At 32.0% G+C, this 19,722-nt stretch carries 14 protein-coding genes; 5 read left to right on the top strand and 9 right to left on the bottom strand.

What is annotated here, in order from left to right:
• The first annotated feature begins 3 nt into the window (after positions 1-3).
• The gene (locus tag RF683_RS00510; RefSeq protein ID WP_309532286.1) at positions 4-549 is read left to right on the top strand and encodes a hypothetical protein; all 546 of its coding nucleotides are present in this window, start codon (positions 4-6) and stop codon (positions 547-549) included.
• 66 nt (positions 550-615) lie between these two features.
• On the opposite strand, the gene RF683_RS00505 is transcribed toward RF683_RS00510, so the two are convergent.
• On the bottom strand, positions 616-2,157 hold the full coding sequence (locus RF683_RS00505) for a glycine--tRNA ligase (RefSeq protein WP_309532285.1): 1,542 nt from the start codon (positions 2,155-2,157) through the stop codon (positions 616-618).
• Between the two features lie 47 nt (positions 2,158-2,204).
• Positions 2,205-3,014, bottom strand: coding sequence for a hypothetical protein (locus tag RF683_RS00500; RefSeq protein ID WP_309532284.1), 810 nt, complete (start codon positions 3,012-3,014; stop codon positions 2,205-2,207).
• Between the two features lie 41 nt (positions 3,015-3,055).
• Here RF683_RS00500 and RF683_RS00495 point away from each other — a divergent pair, with 41 nt between their 5' ends.
• Together RF683_RS00495 and RF683_RS00490 are read left to right on the top strand one after the other, a co-directional pair.
• Positions 3,056-3,760, top strand: a complete 705-nt coding sequence (locus RF683_RS00495; RefSeq protein WP_309532283.1) for a ComF family protein — start codon at positions 3,056-3,058, stop codon at positions 3,758-3,760.
• Positions 3,761-3,838: 78 nt separating this feature from the next.
• Positions 3,839-5,443, top strand: coding sequence for an Ig-like domain-containing domain (locus RF683_RS00490; protein WP_309532282.1), 1,605 nt, complete (start codon positions 3,839-3,841; stop codon positions 5,441-5,443).
• Positions 5,444-5,448: 5 nt separating this feature from the next.
• Here RF683_RS00490 and RF683_RS00485 read toward each other — a convergent pair whose 3' ends face one another.
• The 5 genes from RF683_RS00485 to RF683_RS00465 form a co-directional block, all read right to left on the bottom strand.
• Positions 5,449-6,216, bottom strand: coding sequence for an amidohydrolase (locus RF683_RS00485; protein WP_309532281.1), 768 nt, complete (start codon positions 6,214-6,216; stop codon positions 5,449-5,451).
• Between the two features lie 257 nt (positions 6,217-6,473).
• Positions 6,474-7,232 (bottom strand): succinate dehydrogenase/fumarate reductase iron-sulfur subunit, encoded by a 759-nt coding sequence (locus RF683_RS00480; RefSeq protein ID WP_298660976.1) that lies wholly within the window; start codon positions 7,230-7,232, stop codon positions 6,474-6,476.
• A 53-nt stretch (positions 7,233-7,285) separates the two neighbouring features.
• On the bottom strand, positions 7,286-9,295 hold the full coding sequence (locus RF683_RS00475; protein ID WP_309532280.1) for a fumarate reductase/succinate dehydrogenase flavoprotein subunit: 2,010 nt from the start codon (positions 9,293-9,295) through the stop codon (positions 7,286-7,288).
• Between the two features lie 6 nt (positions 9,296-9,301).
• Positions 9,302-10,231, bottom strand: a complete 930-nt coding sequence (locus tag RF683_RS00470) for a succinate dehydrogenase cytochrome b subunit (protein ID WP_309532279.1) — start codon at positions 10,229-10,231, stop codon at positions 9,302-9,304.
• A gap of 166 nt (positions 10,232-10,397) precedes the next feature.
• The gene (locus RF683_RS00465) at positions 10,398-12,992 is read right to left on the bottom strand and encodes a VPS10 domain-containing protein (protein ID WP_309532278.1); all 2,595 of its coding nucleotides are present in this window, start codon (positions 12,990-12,992) and stop codon (positions 10,398-10,400) included.
• 100 nt (positions 12,993-13,092) lie between these two features.
• Here RF683_RS00465 and RF683_RS00460 point away from each other — a divergent pair, with 100 nt between their 5' ends.
• The gene (locus RF683_RS00460; protein ID WP_309532277.1) at positions 13,093-14,385 is read left to right on the top strand and encodes an aminopeptidase P family protein; all 1,293 of its coding nucleotides are present in this window, start codon (positions 13,093-13,095) and stop codon (positions 14,383-14,385) included.
• A gap of 256 nt (positions 14,386-14,641) precedes the next feature.
• A complete protein-coding gene (locus RF683_RS00455) occupies positions 14,642-15,424 on the top strand; it encodes an alpha/beta fold hydrolase (protein WP_309532276.1) in 783 nt (260 codons plus the stop codon).
• 1 nt (position 15,425) lies between these two features.
• Here RF683_RS00455 and RF683_RS00450 read toward each other — a convergent pair whose 3' ends face one another.
• Complete coding sequence (locus RF683_RS00450; protein WP_309532275.1) at positions 15,426-18,212, bottom strand: PD-(D/E)XK nuclease family protein; 2,787 nt, start codon at positions 18,210-18,212, stop codon at positions 15,426-15,428.
• Positions 18,213-18,275: 63 nt separating this feature from the next.
• Positions 18,276-19,679: an OmpA family protein gene (locus RF683_RS00445; RefSeq protein WP_309532274.1), complete on the bottom strand. Its 1,404-nt coding sequence runs from the start codon at positions 19,677-19,679 to the stop codon at positions 18,276-18,278.
• Between the last annotated feature and the right edge of the window lie 43 nt (positions 19,680-19,722).

The following is a 19,722-nucleotide window of genomic DNA, read 5'->3' as shown; positions in this document are numbered from 1 at the left end:
TCTATGAAACATTATTTTTTAGTTATTCCTTTTTTATGCTGCTTTTTTACTTTTGCTCAAGAAAAAGAAAACAAATCATTAGACACCAAAAAGCATGAAATAAAAGTAGGGGCAATTAAATTATTAGCCGGACCTATTTTAGAGGGAACTTATGAATATATCTATTCCAAAGACTTTACTTTTGGTTCCTCTGTTCTCATTGATTTTCAACAAAACAATGATTGGTATGAAAATTTCTCAATAACTCCTTTTGCTCGTTTTTATTTTCAAGAAACACAAGAATATGGCGCAAAAGGTTTCTTTGTTGAAGGGTTTGGTAAATTTGCATCTGGAGATAACTATGTGGTAAGTACTAATTTTTCCAATAACACCTATGAAAGTAAAAAATTTACAGTAGGCGTTTTAGGCCTATCTGTTGGTAAAAAATGGGTAAATCATTCCGGTTTTGTTCTAGAAACACTTTTTGGAGTAGGCAGAACATTAGGTAATAATACGTATGCACCTGATGCATTTTTAAGAGGTGATTTAAGTATAGGATATCGTTTTTAAATAAATAAAAAAACCAAATTTCTAAACTGAAATTTGGTTTTTTTTATTTATACTAAGTTCTTTCAATTACATTTTCAACAACCAGTTTCGCATAGAAACTTCGTCTGAAATCAATTGTCTCAAATCAGAAATCGATACACGCTGTTGTTGCATAGTATCTCTATGACGAATAGTTACCGTTTTATCCTCTAAAGATTGATGGTCAACTGTAATACAAAATGGTGTTCCTAACGCATCTTGTCGTCTGTAACGTCTTCCAACTGCGTCTTTTTCATCATAAGCTACGTTGAAATCCCATTTCAAATCTTCTACGATTTGTTTTGCCAATTCTGGTAAACCGTCTTTTTTAACTAACGGTAAAACAGCTGCTTTGGTTGGTGCTAATACCGAAGGTAGACGTAAAACTATTCGTGTTGAACCGTCTTCAAGGGTTTCTTCTTGTAATGATTTTGAAAAAACAGCTAAAAACATTCTGTCTAGTCCCACTGAAGTTTCTACAACGTAAGGAACGTAGTTTTTGTTTTCTTCAGTGTCAAAGTATTGTAATTTTTTACCAGAATATTGTTCATGTGCTTTCAAGTCAAAATCGGTACGAGAATGTATACCTTCTAGTTCTTTAAATCCAAACGGAAAATTGAACTCAATATCAGCCGCGGCATTTGCATAATGGGCTAATTTTTCATGATCATGAAAACGATAATTTGAAGCGCCTAAACCTAATGATAAATGCCATTTTAAGCGTGTCTCTTTCCAGTATTCATACCATTTCATTTCTTCGCCTGGCTTAACAAAAAACTGCATTTCCATTTGTTCAAATTCACGCATGCGGAAAATAAACTGGCGCGCTACAATCTCATTACGAAAAGCTTTTCCGGTTTGAGCAATTCCGAATGGAATTTTCATGCGGCCTGTTTTTTGTACATTTAAAAAATTAACAAAAATACCTTGTGCGGTTTCTGGTCTTAAATACAAATCCATTGCTGAATCGGCCGAAGCACCTAATTTTGTGCCAAACATTAAATTGAATTGACGCACTTCTGTCCAATTTCTTGAACCTGATTCTGGACAAGCGATTTCTAATTCTTCAATAAGCGCTTTTACATCTGCTAAATCACCTGAATCTAATCCTTTTGCCATGCGCTCCAGAATGGTCTTTTTTTTAGCTAAATATTCTACTACTCGTTGATTTGTTGCAATGAATTGTGCTTCATCAAATGTCTCGCCAAAACGCTCGCGGGCTTTGTCAATTTCTTTTTGTGCTTTTTGATAAATTTTTTCGCAATAATCTTCTATCAACACATCGGCACGATATCTTTTTTTGGAGTCTTTATTATCAATTAACGGATCATTAAAAGCATCTACATGACCAGAAGCTTTCCATGTTGTTGGATGCATAAAAATTGCAGCATCAATACCTACAATATTTTCATGCATTTGAACCATGGCTTTCCACCAGTATTCACGTATATTTTTTTTTAATTCTACCCCGTTTTGCGCGTAATCATACACTGCGCTTAAACCATCGTAAATTTCGCTTGACGGAAAAATAAATCCGTATTCTTTTGCGTGCGAAATTACATTTTTAAATAAATCTTCTTGTTTTGCCATGTTGCAAAAATAACGATAGGAAAGGAAATATTAAAAGAATTTCGAGATTAATTATAATTGAAGATAGTTGTTCCAATTTTATCTACACCTGAATAGATGTTAATGATGTATCTTCCTTTAAAAATTTTACTTTTTTCAAGGTCTACATACGAACAAACATCTGTGGTTTGTTGCCCATAGAAGAATTTGACTTTTTTACTGTAATTTAAGATCACATTATTGTATTCAAATTTCAATTTTTCTACTGAAATTATCTGATTTTTTGGATTAACAATTTGAACAAAAATCTCTTTATCACCTTTATCCACAAGGTCATTTTTATCTATTGTAAAACAAACTCTTATTTGTTCAATGTCTTTTTTATCAGAACTAAGCGTATTATCTTTTAAAAACTTAACCCCTCTTGCTTGAATATTTGAAACTACTAAATGGCTAGAGATGGGTGTTTTAACAAAATCGGTAGGGTTTGTTTTTTTTGCAGTTACCTTAAATTTTTCTAGCAATCTTAAGCGTTCTGTTAATTTTCCTATTGAATCTTTAATTGTTTCTATTTGGCAGCTAACTTGTTTCAAATTTGTAGGGTTAACATATTGTATTTGAGAAGCCTCCTTTTTACTATTTTGCTCACTAATTTGCGACAAACTTTCATCCACAGAGTTATACATCACTAATACAGAGTCATACTTTTTAAGCATTTCTGTTAATTGTGTTTGTGTAAGATAACTTTCTTGTTTTAAACTGCTTTGTAATTCATCTGCTCTTTTATTATCTTTATAATTTTTAAATAATAAAAGGAACAACAATAACAATAAAATCAATATAACAAGTCGATAAGAATTGTTTTTCTTTTGTGGCATGAAACAAAATTTTCATCTAAAGTATACTATTATCTTTATTTATGTTTAATTTTTTCGATAAAATACAAGAAAATCTGTTAAAACTTATCTATCCAGATGTTTGCAACGGGTGCAATAAGCTATTAGTAAAAGGAGAAGCTATCATTTGTACTTCATGTTTACATGAATTACCTTATACTTTTCATCACGAAACGCAAATAAATGAAATAGATAGAAAGTTTTATGGCATACTGCCTTTTTCATTTTGTATATCGATGTTGTATTTTCACAAATCGGGGATTGTTCAAAACCTCATTCATAATCTCAAATATAAAAACAAGCAAGAAATTGGAACTTTTTTAGGGGCATTATATGCTGAAGAATTAAAAGATTTTGAAAGAATAAAAAACGTCACACATCTTATCCCTGTTCCACTTCATAAAAAACGCCTCCATGAACGGGGGTATAATCAAATTGATGCCTTTTGTGAAAGTTTGGCAGTAGCATTAGACATCCCTTTAGAAAAAAACGTGTTATATAGGAATACCTATTCTAAGTCACAGACTAAAAAATCAAAAACAGAAAGAGCGGCTATAAAACAAAGTTTATTTGCTGTTCGAATACCTTATGAGTTTTCTGCTCCTCATTTTTTGCTAGTTGATGATGTAATTACAAGTGGAGCAACTATAGAAGCGTGCGCAAAAGAATTATTAAAAATTCCTAATGCTACTGTAAGTATCCTAACAATTGCCTATGCACAATCATAATTTTTTTTTAAATCATTATGTTTGCTCTAATTATAATTGTTACTTTGCGTTTTTAATTAAGATTATAGGTAATAACAAATGAAATTACACTCTTTTATAGTAACGCTTCTTTTTTCAGCACTTTTAGTAGGTTGTGCTAAAAGAGGCTATATAACAGGTGGTCCAAAAGATACTATTGCGCCTGAAATTGTAAAAAGTAATCCGAAGAATTACCAAACTAATTTTACTGGAAAAACCATTCGAATTGATTTTAGTGAATACATAAAAATCAAGGACATTAACAAGCAACTTATTATTTCGCCTCCTATGGCTAAAAAGCCAAACATCACACCTCAAGGAAGTGCTAGTAAATATATTGCCATTGAAATTTTAGATTCTTTAAAACCAAATACAACTTATAGCTTTAATTTTGGACAAAGTATTACTGACTATAATGAAGGAAACCCTTACTCACAATTTAAATATGTTTTTTCTACAGGAAACTACGTAGATTCTTTAAAAGTAATAGGAAAAGTTGAAGACGCTTTTGAAGAAAACACGGAAGATTTTGTAAATGTAATGTTATATGAAGCAACTACATTTAAAGATTCTACAATTTATAAAGATGTGCCCGTTTATGTAACCAATACGTTAGAAAAAAACACTTCCTTTTCACTTGAAAATATAAAAGAAGGGACCTATTATATTGCAGCGCTAAAAGACAAAAACAACGATTTTAAATTCCAAGCAAAATCAGAAAAAATTGCTTTTTTAAAAGAACCTATCAAACTGCCTAGTAAAGAACAATATACGCTAAAATTGTTTAAAGAAAAACAGCCATTAAAAACATTTAAACCTACACAAGAATCAAATAATAAACTATTTTTAGGCTTTGAAGGAGATCCTAAAAACCTAAAAATATCTTATAAGAAAAATGGCGTTGTAGAACCTTTACTACATACTCGACATCCTGGAGAAAATAAAGACACCCTTCAACTATTTATCCCAAAAAACATAAAAGATTCGATTGCTGTTTTGATAGAAAGAGAGTCATATAGCAAAACTTATAATGTAAAAATTAATAATCTGAAAGAAGCTGATTCTTTATTAATTACATTAAAGGACGCAACACATAATACCTATAAAGACTTGCCAAAATTAAAAACATCTACACCCATAAAAAAAATTAACGAATCGCTTATTCATTTAATTCGAAAAGATTCTAGCAAAGTAACTTTTTCAACAAAGATAAATACCTACAATCAGGAAGTAGAATTAATTTTTGATAAAGAAGAAAATGAAAACTATACGCTTAAGCTATTTCCAAATGCAATTGAAGACATTTATGAATCTAAAAATGATTCCTTAAAATTTACTTTTGCTTCGGGGCAATTAAGTGATTATGGCAATTTAAATCTTCGTTTAAAGAATTGTAAAAAATTTCCGTTTGTTGTAGAACTATTAGCAGACGACAAAACCGTTGTAGGCACAGCCTATTGTGAAAAGGAAACCTCTGTGTTCTTTGAGTCCATAAAACCAAGTCTCTATACTGTTAGGATTTATTATGATGAAAACAAGAATAAAGAATGGGATACAGGAAATTTATTAGAAAAAAGACAACCTGAACCACTCTTTTATATGCCTGGAAAAATTGACGTAAGAGCTAATTGGGATGTTGACCAAGAATTTGAATTAACTAATTAACATGTCTACAAATTAAGTGTAAATTCATCTTTATCATCCAGAAAATTTAGCTTGGAACGAATTTCTTGAAGTTTTTCTTTGTCTAAATTAACAATTTTGCACATCTCTTTTTCATAAGGCTCAATAAGGTAATTTCCTAATGGATCAATAACCTGAGAATGTCCTGGATAAAATAAGTTATTTTGATCTTCTCCTACTCTATTTACGCCAACAACATAAGAAAGATTTTCAACTGCCCTAGCCTTTAAAAGTATATCCCAAGCTTGAATTCTAACATCGGGCCAACTGGCTACATATATCAACAAATCGAATTTTTCTACATTTCTAGAAAAAACTGGAAATCGTAAATCATAACAGATTAAAGGGCATATTTTCCACCCTAAATAATCAATACTTATTTTTTCATTTCCTTTACCATATACTTTATCTTCTCCTGCAAGCGCAAACAAGTGTCGTTTATTATAAAACTTATACTCTCCATTGGGATAAACAAAAATGAGTCGATTAAAATAAGTGTCTTGTTCCTTAATTATTAAACTTCCGGTTATTGCTGCTTGTCGCTCTTGAGCAATTTTTTTCATCCATTTCATGACTTCACCATCCATTGTTTCAGAACAATTCGCTGGATTCATAGTGAACCCTGTAGTGAACATTTCAGGCAATACAATCAATTCTACCTGCTCTGTAATTGCTTGAATTTGTTTTGAAAAATGTACTAGGTTTGCTTGGACATTTTCCCAAACTAATTCAGACTGAAGTAATGCAATTTTCATATGTAAATATTTATTGTTTTTTTAAGGTTATATGGTATCGCTTTATTTTCATTTGTGTTTATCTCACAATTTTGTTGTTTTCATTTGTGTTCGATGATTTTAAATTGCTTGCGCAAACTTTTTGTTAATGGCGATTTTATAGGCTAAAAATTTATAATTAAAAATACTAAAAAAAAAATACTTTTTCACACATTAACATATATGAAACAAAAAAACGCATTCGATTGAATGCGTTTTTATACAAATATTGTATGTAATTACTTTAAACTTGCTTTTAAATATTCTCTATTCATACGAGCAATATTTTCAAGAGAAATCCCCTTTGGACATTCAATTTCACAAGCTCCAGTATTGGTACAATTTCCAAAACCTTCTTCATCCATTTGACGTACCATGTTTAATACACGGTTAGTTGCTTCTACTTTTCCTTGAGGCAACAATGCATACTGAGAAACTTTAGCTCCAACAAACAACATGGCTGAACCGTTTTTACAAGTTGCTACACACGCACCACATCCAATACATGCTGCTGCTTCAAAGGCTTTATCTGCATCTGCTTTAGGAATTGGTGTTGCATTTGCATCGATAGTATTTCCAGAAGTATTCACAGAAACAAATCCTCCTGCTTGTTGAATTCTATCAAAAGCTGATCTGTCAACTACTAAATCCTTAATTACCGGGAATGCTTTACTTCTAAACGGCTCTACATAAATTGTGTCTCCATCTTTAAACGAACGCATGTGTAATTGACAAGTTGTAACTGCAGAATCCGGACCATGAGCTCTACCATTAATAAACATAGAACACATTCCGCAAATTCCTTCACGACAATCATGATCAAATGCAATTGGTTCTTTCTTTTCATTAATCAATTGTTCGTTCAATTGATCCATCATTTCTAAAAAAGAACTATCTGTAGAAACATTATTTAAGGTATAATCTTCTAATTTTCCTTTAGTCTGTCCGCTTTTTTGACGCCAAACTTTTAATTTAATATTAATATTTTTAGATGCCATAACTTTTATTTTTAGTGATGTTTAAAAATTTCATTTTTTAACATCTTCAATTACTATTTATAATTTCTTGCAGCTATTTTAATGAACTCGTATTTCAATTCTTCTTTGTGAAGTTCTGAATTACTTGCGTCACTTCCTTGGTACTCCCATGCCGCTACATATGAAAAGTTTTCATCATCGCGTAATGTTTCTCCTTCTGCATCCTGATATTCTTCACGGAAATGACCTCCACAAGATTCTTTTCGTAATAAAGCATCTTTTGCCATTAATTGACCAAGTTCTAGAAAATCTGCTACACGAAGTGCTTTTTCTAATTCTGGATTTAATTCGTTTGCTGAACCTGGTACATACACATCATTGTAAAATGCTTCTCTTAATTCGGCAATTTCATTTATTGCTTCATTCAAGCCTTGTTCATTTCTTGCCATACCAACTTTATTCCACATAATTAAACCTAATTTTTTGTGGAAATAATCAACAGATTTTGTCCCGTTATTATTAAGGAATCTATCAATAGTTTGACGAACATTATTTTCTGCGTCCACAAATTCTGGTAAATCAGTAGAAATTTTTCCTGTTCTAATTTCGTCTGCTAAATAATTCGAAACGGTGTATGGTAATACAAAATAACCGTCTGCTAAGCCTTGCATTAATGCAGAAGCACCTAATCTATTTGCTCCGTGATCAGAAAAGTTTGCCTCTCCTGCAACAAAGCAACCTGGAATAGTTGACATTAAGTTATAATCAACCCAAACACCTCCCATAGTATAATGTACTGCTGGATATATTTTCATTGGTGTTTCATATGGATTTTCCGCTGTAATTTTTTCATACATTTGGAATAAGTTTCCATATTTTTCTTCTACCCATTTTTTACCTAAAGCGATTACTTCTGCTTCAGATGGGTTATGATTTCCTTGGGCATAAGCTGCTTGTTTTCCTTTATTTTTAATTTCAGTAGAGAAATCTAAATATACGCCTTCATTTGTGTCATTTGCTTCAATTCCATACCCAGCATCACATCGCTCTTTTGCTGCTCGTGAAGCTACGTCTCTTGGAACTAAATTACCAAAAGCAGGATAACGTCTTTCTAAGAAATAATCTCTATCTTCTTCTGTAATTTGGGTTGGTTTTAATTTACCTGCTCTAATTGCTTCTGCATCTTCAATATTTTTTGGCACCCAAATACGACCTGAATTACGCAATGACTCTGACATCAATGTTAACTTAGATTGATTGGTTCCATGAACAGGTATACATGTTGGGTGAATTTGCACAAAACAAGGATTTGCAAAATAAGCGCCTTGCTTGTGTACTTTCCAAGCCGCGGTAACATTACTTCCCATTGCATTAGTAGATAAGAAATAAACATTTCCATACCCTCCACTTGCAATAATTACGGCATGAGCCGAATGTCTTTCAAGTTCGCCTGTAATTAAATTACGTGCAATAATACCACGTGCTTTTCCATCAACTTTAACAATATCTAACATTTCGTGGCGGTTGTACATTTTTACACGTCCAAGCCCAATTTGTCTTGATAAAGCAGAATAAGCACCTAATAACAATTGCTGACCTGTTTGACCTGCAGCATAAAATGTACGTTGTACTTGTGTTCCACCAAATGAACGGTTATCTAATAAACCACCATATTCACGAGCAAAAGGAACACCTTGAGCTACACATTGATCTATGATATTACCTGAAACTTCTGCTAACCGGTGAACGTTTGCCTCACGAGCACGATAATCTCCTCCTTTAATGGTGTCATAGAATAATCTGTAGATACTATCTCCGTCGTTTTGATAATTCTTTGCTGCATTGATTCCTCCTTGAGCGGCAATTGAATGTGCTCTACGAGGAGAATCTTGGAAACAAAATGCTTTTACGTTGTACCCCATCTCTCCAAGAGATGCAGCTGCTGAAGCACCAGCTAAACCTGTACCTACAACGATAACGTCAATTTTTGGTCTATTATTTGGCGCAACCAATTTAAGATGGTCTTTATGGTCTGTCCATTTTTGAGAAATATGACCTTGAGGTATTTTAGAATCTAATGCCATATGTTTTTATTTTAGTATAAAGTGAATATAAACTGGAATAACAGCGAATAATAAAGGTACTAAAACCGAAAACGCTTTTCCAAATAATTTAATAGCGGGTGTAAATTTATTATTTACGCCTAATGACTGGAAGGCACTTTGAAAACCATGCCATAAATGGAATCCTAAAACAAGCATAGCAAATACATAAAAAATTGTAAATACTAATCCTTCATTTGGGATAACACTAAACAGCTTTCCTTTACTTTTAAAGAAGTCAACCGTAATTTTATGTAAATCTTTGTACCCTTCTGCAATCTTAATTTTTTCTTTTTTAAGTTTATTACCATCATTAACGTCTTTAAACTCTCTTTGTAAATAAACTACATTTCCTTCAATAAAATAATATTTACCATCAATAGCAGATTCTGGAATAAATTTACCTAAAAAAGCATCGTTACCAGCCAATCCATTATTTGTTGAAACAATAAAATTAACTTTTTGCCCCATGTTTTCTGCTGAAATCATTTGTAACGGCATTTTTTTATCAAAATGCATTTTTGCCCAGAAGTTAACCATATGTGTAGCTAAGAAAACCAAGATTAATGTTCCTAACACAGCCATGTTTCGAGAAGAAAAATTACTGCTTGCAGCATCATCCTTTTTAGCATAAGCTACTGGTCTAGCTTTTTTGTTTTGAATTGTTAATAAGATTCCATCAATTGCATGAAACAGAATTGAAAGATACGTTAGATAAGAAAGTACTTTTACTGCAGGGTTTGAGGTCATGAATAAAGCATACTTATTAAATTGCAATGCAGCTTCTGTACTTCTACCTGCTAGTAATTGTAGGTTACCCAATAAGTGTCCTACCAAAAACAAGCATAAGAACAATCCTGTTAGTGCCATCCAATATTTTTTTGCGATAGATGACTTTAAAAATGCCGATTTTGCCATAATTATAGTTGTTGTTAATTTGAAATATATAAAACCAAGCAAAAATAAAGGTTATAAGTAGAACTTACAACCTTTTAGATATAATTTATAATGATTTTAAATGAGTTTAACTTTTGTTGAATATCAATAGTTTAAGAACTAATTTGATAAAAATTTCAAACAAAAGTTAATTTTTTTCTTTTATTACTAAGATTTGGGATTCTTTTTTTCCATTAGCTTCAAGTTCAATTGTATATTTTCCAATTGGTAAATAATATTTTTTATTATCTGCTTGGTTAATTTTAATTTTAGTGTTCTTTTTTTCAATGCTGGTCTTCATTTTTTCATCAATACTTAAATCAAAATCTAATTTAACCATTCCTTTTTCAGCTTTGCCTTGATGGGTAAAAACAACGATTCCCTCTTTATTTTTTATTGTTAAAATAGGATTTGTAAATTCTTTTACATAATACCAAATTTCAACGTTTGGTGTGTTTTCTTTACCCCAAGAATAGTTTTTATTTCCCCAGTTTTTTGAAAAAACTATTTCTTCCGTTTTAAATAATTTATTGTTTTCATCTATTTGCTGTAGATTTGAAATATTCAATTTATATAAAGAACGTCCGTGAGTAGCTACAATTAAATCTTTTTCTCTTTTTTGTATCACTAAGTCATGAACAGCAACATTTGGTATTTCTGAAGAAAAATCTTGCCAGATTTTTCCCTTATCTATCGAAATAAAAAGACCGTTATCTGTTCCCAAGTAAAGTATATTTTCATTTTCCGTATCTTCTAAAATTACATTGGCTGCATTTTCATTAAATTTTTCCGTCAATGAATTCCATGTAAGGCCTAAATCTTCAGAAACAAATACATAAGTAGTAAAATCGTCGTTTCTATATCCGTTTAATGTTGCATATACACGATTTTTATTGAAATTAGAAAAACGCACTCGAGAAACCCATAAATTTTGTGGCAAATTAGACGAAACTTTTGTCCAATTTTCTCCGCTATCTTTAGTTATATAAATATTTCCGTCATCCGTCCCAACAATAATTTGTCCAAATTTAAATGTACTTTCCGCTAAAGAGGTAATTGTCCCAAAAGGAACATTTCCTTCTACTTTCCCCTTGGTTAAATCTGGTGATATTTTTTGCCATTTTTTGCCTTGATTCATGGAACGAAAAACATATTGGCCACCCAAATATACAACATCCTGATTATGAGAAGACAACAAAATAGGTGTTTGCCAGTTGAATCGATAAGGTTCTTCTTTCTTTTCTGCTCGAGGGGTAATATAATCTCTTTCTGCAGTATTTCTATTAATTTTTGTGTAATTACCAAATTGAGAGCCTGTGTATACCAATTGATTTGTTCGTGTATCAATTTGAACCTGCATCCCATCTCCTCCGCTTAAAAATTCATACGGATACTTTCCGTTTTGTACCCATTCTACATTGTGTACATAATTATTTGGGCCTGCCCAAACTCCATTGTCTTGTAACCCGCCATATACTTCATAGTTTTCTTTATCGTCCACGTTAACTGCGTAAAATTGCCCAACCGCTTGATTGTTACATTTTATCCAATGTTCTCCGTTATCGTAAGTAATATTTATTCCACCATCATTTCCATTAATTATGTGGTTAGGTTTTTTTGGATTTATCCAACATACATGATGATCTGAATGAACGTTGTCTTTGCTTAATGACGCGAAGGTTTTTCCGCCATCGTTAGAAAACAAAAGAGGAACGGCCGAAATATAAAGTCTATTCTCATCCGATTCATCTACCGTAATATCTGCAAAATAATAGCCGTAAGAATAAAAAGCATCATTAATAAATTTATCATGTGTTTTTGTCCACGCTTTTCCTTTATCAACGGTTTTATAAATTTCAGCACCAATAACTTCAGCTTCAAACAAGGCGGCATTAGCGTCTTTTGGCATTTTACCTGTAGCATTTGGTCTTACGTTTTGATTATCAACAATAGCATAAGTTATATTTTCACTAAAAGAAGTTAAACCAATTCTTCCTATCCCTTTATTACTTGGGAACCCTGAATTTTCTTCAATTTTTACCCAAGTTGTGCCTGAATTTTCACTTTTATAAATTCCAGAATTACTTCCATTTCCTTTAAAATTATACGCCTTTCGTTCCCGTTCCCAAGCTGCGGCAAACATTATTTTAGGGTTGCTAGGAGCAAAACTAATATCAATAATTCCTGTTTCATCATTAATAAACAAGGTTTTTTTCCATGTTTTTCCTCCATCTGTAGTTTTAAATACTCCCCGCTCATCATTTTTCGAATACAGATGACCTAAAACGCCCACAACAATTTCGTTATTATCCTTCGGATTTATCCAAATTTTAGAAATATGATGACTATCTGTTAAACCAATATTTGTCCATGTTTTACCTTTATTTGTAGATTTCAAAACACCAATTCCCGCATAAGATGAACGAGAAGAATTCACTTCACCTGTTCCAACCAAAATTAAACCCGATTCCCAATCAACCGCTACACAACCAATATTTTGCGTTGGAGCACTGTCCATAACGGGTTCGAAACTAGTACCATTATTTGAGGTGTACCATAAACCACCTGAAGCATACGCCACATAAAATTCTGTTGGATTATTTGCATTGACAGCTACGTCAACCACTCGGCCACTCATAATTGTTGGGCCAATATTTTGAAATTTCAATGCTTGAAAATTACTTTCTTGTGATACGGAAAGGAATGAATTTAAAATAAAGAATAGAACAAATAGCTTTTTCATTTTATATTATTTGATTTCTTCAAAATTAAAAGAATAATTTGACAACTTTTCGTTTGAAAGTTATTATTTTTGAAGTCTGTATTTAATAACACTTGTTTTAATGAAATATTTACCAATTAGTCGAGAACTTTTTATTAAAAATCGTAAAAACTTTATGGCTCAAATGAAGCCGAATGGCGTGGCAATTTTTAATTCGAACGATATCTATCCTGTATCTGCTGATAGCACACTGCCTTTTGCACAACATCGTGATATTTTTTATTTGAGCGGTGTAGATCAAGAAGAAAGCATCTTATTATTATTCCCTAATGCGCCCTATGAACATTTAAAAGAAATCTTATTTTTAAGAGAAACTAATGAGCATATTGCTGTTTGGGAAGGTGAAAAACTAACGAAAGAAAGAGCTTTTGAAGTAGCAGGCATTAAATCGGTATATTGGTTACAAGATTTCAAAAAAATTCTTAAAGAAGTAATGATGTATGCTGATACGATGTACATCAATACGAACGAGCATTATCGTTCATCAGTAGAAACCGAAACTCGTGAAGACCGATTTATTAAATGGTGGAAGGCAGAATATCCTGCACATAAAGTAGAAAAATCGAACCCTATTTTGCAACGTCTTCGCTCGGTAAAAGACCAAATTGAATTAGATTTAATTCAGAACGCATGTAACATAACTGAAAAAGGGATTAGACGTATTTTGAATTTTGTAAAACCTGGGGTGACAGAATATGAAATAGAAGCCGAATTTGCTCATGAATTTATAAGAAATCGTTCTAAAGGTTTTGCTTATACGCCTATTATTGCTTCTGGAAATAATGCCAATGTATTACATTATATAGAAAACAATCAAGAATGTAAAGCTGGCGATTTGCTTTTACTAGACGTAGGTGCCGAATACGCAAACTACTCAAGTGATTTAACCCGAACAATTCCTGTTTCTGGTAAATACACAGACAGGCAACGTGCCGTTTACAACGCAGTATTAAACGTTAAAAATGAAGCTACCAAACTATTGGTTCCGGGTACTTTATGGAAAGAATACCATGTGGAAGTAGGCAAAATTATGACGTCAGAATTATTAGGCTTAGGACTTATTGATAAAGCAGATGTACAAAATGAGAATCCTGAATGGCCTGCTTATAAAAAATATTTTATGCACGGTACTTCTCACCATTTAGGACTGGACACACATGATTATGGATTGCTTCATGAACCTATGCAAGCAAATATGGTATTTACTGTAGAACCTGGCATTTATATCCCTGAAGAAGGTTTTGGCATTCGATTAGAGGACGATGTGGTTATCCAACAAACAGGTGAGCCATTCAATCTAATGGCAACTATTCCTATTGAGGCAGATGAAATTGAATCAATTATGAATGCTTAACTAGAGAAAAGATAATAAAAGAAAAAAAACGGTTTGCGAAAGTGAGCCGTTTTTTTTATGTTCAAACTTGTCATTCCGACACAGGAAGAATCACATAACGCATGCAGATAATATGATTTATTCATCTATTCGCTTTCGCTCGAGTCTCCTTAGGTCGAAATGACAAAATGTTTAAAAATATTATTCTTGCGTACTTCGTGAAAAAATTTTGGTTCCAAGGTTTCGAAATTTACGTTTAACCTTTACCTTTGTATATATGAAAACCACAACCTTCAAAAACACGAAAATAGCCTATACCGACAAAGGAAAAGGAACGGCAGTGGTCTTGTTACATGGCTTTCTAGAAAATAGCACCATGTGGAATTACTTAGCGCCTGTGTTAGAAATAAAATATCGTGTAGTTTGTATCGATTTATTAGGTCATGGACAAACCGACAATCTAGGTTATATGCATACCATGGAAGACATGGCCGATGCTGTTCATTTTGTACTGCACGAATTAAAAATTAGAAAATCAGTATTCATTGGACATTCTATGGGGGGCTATGTAGCCTTAGCATTTGCAGAACTATTCCCCGAAATGATGAAAGGGTTGCTGTTGCTAAATTCCACCTCAAGAGCAGATAGCGATGAACGTATAGCAAATAGAACGCGCGCTATTAAGGCTGTTAAGCAAAACTATGTTGCGGCTGTAAGAATGTCAATTGCTAATTTGTTTAGTGAAGAAAACAGAGAAAAGCTAACTAACGAAATTGAGTGGGTAAGAAACGAAGCACTAAAAACTCCTTTACAAGGAATAATTGCTGCTCAAGAAGGAATGAAAACAAGAAAAGATAGAGAAGTTATTTTGCATTTTGCCCCTTACCCTATTACGCTTGTGCTTGGAAAAAAAGACCCTGTACTTGCGTATGCTGAAAACATCGAACAAATTAAAGATACAGCTGTTAAATTAATTACATTAAACGATGGACATATGAGTCATATTGAAAACAAAAAAGAAGTTGAACAATTGGTACTCAGTTTTTTAAAAGAACTATAATTTATTTTTCTTTGAAAGACAATTCTTTATTCAATATTTCATTAATCAAATACACTAACTCTTCTTTAAAATTATCAAGTATTTCATTTGAAATTTGAGTTTCAGCAACAACGCCTCTTCCTTTGCCAAAACCAAAAGGCATAAATCCAGCTTTCATATTTTTAAAAGAAATAATTCCAACTTCTAATAAACATCCTTCTACTAACGGATTGTTTGAATACATTAAAGCATAACACAATAATTGAATAATTTTATCATGTGCTAAATCTAATGTCAATCCTTCAAAAGTGTTAATTTTTAATGAATTGGCAGCAACTTTTCCTGTTTTGTAGTCAATAATTCTAACGGTTTTGTTTCTTAATTCTATTCTATCTACTTTTCCGGCAATTTTTACAGAAAATGGCAAACTTGGGTGTTCAATTATAGTTTCATGTGGCTGTTCTAAAGACAAAATAAATAACTCATCACCGTTTTCAATATGGCTTTTTTCTTGTTGTAAAAAATTATACACATTGCGTTTCGCAACTTCAAAAGCTATCAAGTTTTTTCCTTTTTTTATATCTCCTTCTTTATAAACTTCACTAAATTTTTCTAACGTTATGGTTTCAATATTCTGAATCATTATATCGACGTCTGAAGTATGAACTTGTTTATTTGTTCCTTCAAAAGGGTGGTACATTTTTTCTAAAACTTCATGAATAATTGTTCCTAATGTATTTACAGCTATACTTTCTTCAACCTCATCTGCTTCTTTAATACCTAATATTCGTTGGTAATAAAACTGAATAGGGTTTCGAAGATAATTTGTTAACGAAGAAGGAGAAAAACCTTTATCTGTAGCAATTTCTTTTAGCCTTTCAAGAATAGCATTCGTTTTAATAATTTCCATAGGCGCACTTACCTTATCTGGCAAATATGCATTATAATAGGTTGTTTTTAAATGATGCAGCGGTTGTTTTTCAATTTCTAACTGAGTCAAAAATCTACTCTTTTCTCCAGCGTCTAAACCTTCGGAATAGGTGTTGTAAAGCAAATAAATATTTTTTGCCCTTTGTAATAATCTATAAAAATGGTACGTAAAAATAGCATCTTTTTCTTTATAAGTTGGTAAGCCTTTTTCAATTTTCACATCATACGGAATAAATGATTGTGTTGCTTTACCTGCTGGTAATTTCCCTTCATTTAATGATGTTATTATTACGTTTTCAAAGTCTAGCGTTCTGCTTTCAAGAATTCCCATAATTTGTAAGCCGATTAAAGGTTCTCCTTCAAAAGAAACTTCGGCTTGATCAATAACTTGTTTGTACAATGAAAAAAGTGCTTCTAAAGACTCTATTCGTTGGTATTTTTGATAATAATTAGTTATCTTTTGAATGATTGTATATACCGAAAAAACAAATGCTCGCGTTATTTTATCTTGTTCGTTTGCAGAAGACAAACTTTCTTTTAAACGAAGTAACAATTGCTGTAACTTAGCTAAAATTTCTCCCGTTGAATTCGTCCAATTCAAAAAAAGAAGTTGAAAAATATCTTGTTGAGCATCTCCATTAAAGCGTTTAAACCAATCCTCTAATTTAGTTGCTGTTATGAAAGTACTGTTTGAAGCATGTATAGCTTGAATAATTTTAGTTCCATTAATTATAGGTGTTAGTAATGGATTATTAAGTATTTCTAACAATTCTTTGTAATAAAAAACACTTTGCTTTGCATTACGCGCTTGTGCATTACAATGCAACTTAAATAATTTGTGAATTAAAATTTGAACGGGGTTATTTTTACTAGAATACCCCATAGTGATGTTTAAATTTGCAACTTCTTTTGGAAGCGCATGCAGTATTGGAATAACTAATTTTTCTTCACCCAATACGATAGCTGTTTGGTCAAGATTAGGTGACTCTTTGAGAATGTTTTCAACAATAGAACCTACAATTTTTGCTTGGCCAATAGATTTTGGCGTGCCAATTATTTCAATATTTTTTTCTTTTGAAAATTCATCTACAATCCAATTAAAAGGTTTTTTTGAATAAACTTGCCATGTCTTTTGAATTTTTCTAATGAAATAACCTGCATCATGAAAATCATCTTCAAGAAACGTTTTGTCAATATCCCAATAAATTGTAGCGTGATTTGATTCTATAAGTTTTTGAATAAGTATTTCTTCTGCTTTATTTAGTGCGTTAAACCCCGCAAAAATATATTTTTCAGTTTCTATATTGGCTATAAAAGCGGTACAATTTTGAACCGCTTTTTTATAAATTAAACCTGAATAACCGAGATTTTTTTCTTCTAAATGCGATTGTAATGCTTGGTAATAATCTGGCAATTTTTTCCAAAAAATCAGTTGATTTTCAATTAACGTTGTTTGTTTTTCTAAATTTGGGGTCCAATGTTTTATTCGTTCTATTTCATATAAATACTCAAACAAATCATTTGGATCTAACAAATACCGGTCAATTTCATTAAAGTCTTGAAGAAGTGTTTTAGCCCAATTTGAAAATGATTCAAAATCTTGGGCAGAAGTCTGTTCTACTAAATCTAAATATACATTATAAAACTCAAATAATAACTCAATAGCATCTATAGTTCTTAAACCTGCTATTGACTCAATTAAGTTTTCAATACTTATTATTTGTGGGGCAAAGAAAGTAGCGTTTGTATGCTTTTTTAATTCCTTTAATAAAAAAAGTTTAGCCCTTTTGTTGGGCAAAACTACAATACTATTTTGTAACTCCTCTAAAGGTAGCGTTACTAGTTGAGCTGCTATTGTACCAAGAAATGTTTTATTCATGGTATAAATATAAAAAAAACGTCCCGAAAATTCGGGACGTTTTAAAATTTATTTGTTATATAATTATTTTACTAATTTTACTTCTACACGTCTGTTTTGTGCTTTACCAGCTTTAGTTTTATTAGAAGCAACTGGTTTAGCTTCTCCAAATCCTTCAGATGATAATCTATCAGCTGCGATACCATTTTCAATTAAGAAAGATTTAACTGCAGCAGCTCTATCTTTAGATAATTGTAAGTTCATTGCGTCTTTACCATCAGAATCTGTATGACCTTCTAAAGCAAACTTAGCAGATGGATATTCTTTTAAGATAGCCACCATAGCTTGTAATACAGATATAGTTTGTTTTTGGAATGATGCTTTACCGCTATCAAATAAGATAGTTTTAGCATAATCATTTAATTTTTTCATTGTATCTTCAGATACTTCTGGACAACCATTGTTAGCAACAGTTCCAGCAACAGTAGGACATTTATCGTCTTTATCTAAAACTTTGTCACCATCTGTATCTGGCCATGGACAACCGCCATTAGCTTTATCTCCTTTAACTGAAGGACATTTGTCATTTTTATCAGCAACACCATCACCATCTGTATCAGGACATCCTCCTAAAACTTTGATACCAGCATCATCTGGACAAGCATCGCTACCATCAGCAACACCATCACCATCTCTATCAGGACAACCATTCATTTCTGGAGTTCCAGCTTCAGTAGGACAAGTGTCTTCTGAATCTTGAATACCGTCTAAATCTGTATCAGGACAACCTTTGAAAGCCTCTAAACCAGCAACTGTTGGGCAAGAATCTTCTTTGTCAATAACACCATCATTATCAGTGTCTTTAGCACCAAATTTGAATTTTATACCTGCTTGGTGAAATACGTGAGTAGGAATATCAGCATTAGCAACTCTTGTATCATCAAATGAATGTTTGTAAGTTGAAGAGAATGATAGACCAACATTTTTAGCGAACCAAAAAGTTAAACCTAAACCTCCATTTAAAGTTCCTGCAGAAGCATCACCTAAAAATGTATACCCTCCACCAATGTGAGCAGATGGTTCAATTACTTTAGATTTTAACATATTCATAAAACTATAACTTATAGTTCCATCAATAGCATAGTAATTTAAGTTCCCTGGATTAACCACTTCATAAGAGTTTCCAGTATTTGGCACTTTGTTTACCCATCTAGTAATTTTGTTAAAAGATCCTGTTAAACCAAAAGTAAATCCATCTCCAGAATACTTAGAAACTGAAAAGTAAGATACAGAAGGAACAATGTTCCAATTGTCTTTAACATTAAAGAATTCTGAAAATTGTTGTTTAAGAGGGTCTGAAGCGCTAACTTTAGTGTCAACTGCATTAACACCAAATGATACCGCCCATGGGTTTGTGCTGTCTTGAGCATTAGTAGCTAAACCTGCTAATAATAAAACTCCAGCAAAAAGTTTGTTAAGATGTTTCATACTTTTATTAATTTAATTAAAATGCATGTTAAATAATTGCCAC

The organism is Flavobacterium sp. 20NA77.7, from assembly GCF_031326205.1.
GTDB classification, from domain to species: Bacteria; Bacteroidota; Bacteroidia; order Flavobacteriales; family Flavobacteriaceae; genus Flavobacterium; species Flavobacterium nakdongensis.
The sequence above is the reverse complement of the archived record's forward strand: the minus strand, read 5'-3'. Positions and strand labels throughout refer to the sequence as shown.

Excerpts from the sequence above, each read along its gene's own strand:
- RF683_RS00510 (WP_309532286.1), top strand. The coding sequence starts at position 4 with ATGAAACATTATTTTTTAGTTATTCCTTTTTTATGCTGCTTTTTTACT.
- RF683_RS00505 (WP_309532285.1), bottom strand. The coding sequence starts at position 2,157 with ATGGCAAAACAAGAAGATTTATTTAAAAATGTAATTTCGCACGCAAAA.
- RF683_RS00500 (WP_309532284.1), bottom strand. The coding sequence starts at position 3,014 with ATGCCACAAAAGAAAAACAATTCTTATCGACTTGTTATATTGATTTTA.
- RF683_RS00495 (WP_309532283.1), top strand. The coding sequence starts at position 3,056 with ATGTTTAATTTTTTCGATAAAATACAAGAAAATCTGTTAAAACTTATC.
- RF683_RS00490 (WP_309532282.1), top strand. The coding sequence starts at position 3,839 with ATGAAATTACACTCTTTTATAGTAACGCTTCTTTTTTCAGCACTTTTA.
- RF683_RS00485 (WP_309532281.1), bottom strand. The coding sequence starts at position 6,216 with ATGAAAATTGCATTACTTCAGTCTGAATTAGTTTGGGAAAATGTCCAA.
- RF683_RS00480 (WP_298660976.1), bottom strand. The coding sequence starts at position 7,232 with ATGGCATCTAAAAATATTAATATTAAATTAAAAGTTTGGCGTCAAAAA.
- RF683_RS00475 (WP_309532280.1), bottom strand. The coding sequence starts at position 9,295 with ATGGCATTAGATTCTAAAATACCTCAAGGTCATATTTCTCAAAAATGG.
- RF683_RS00470 (WP_309532279.1), bottom strand. The coding sequence starts at position 10,231 with ATGGCAAAATCGGCATTTTTAAAGTCATCTATCGCAAAAAAATATTGG.
- RF683_RS00465 (WP_309532278.1), bottom strand. The coding sequence starts at position 12,992 with ATGAAAAAGCTATTTGTTCTATTCTTTATTTTAAATTCATTCCTTTCC.
- RF683_RS00460 (WP_309532277.1), top strand. The coding sequence starts at position 13,093 with ATGAAATATTTACCAATTAGTCGAGAACTTTTTATTAAAAATCGTAAA.
- RF683_RS00455 (WP_309532276.1), top strand. The coding sequence starts at position 14,642 with ATGAAAACCACAACCTTCAAAAACACGAAAATAGCCTATACCGACAAA.
- RF683_RS00450 (WP_309532275.1), bottom strand. The coding sequence starts at position 18,212 with ATGAATAAAACATTTCTTGGTACAATAGCAGCTCAACTAGTAACGCTA.
- RF683_RS00445 (WP_309532274.1), bottom strand. The coding sequence starts at position 19,679 with ATGAAACATCTTAACAAACTTTTTGCTGGAGTTTTATTATTAGCAGGT.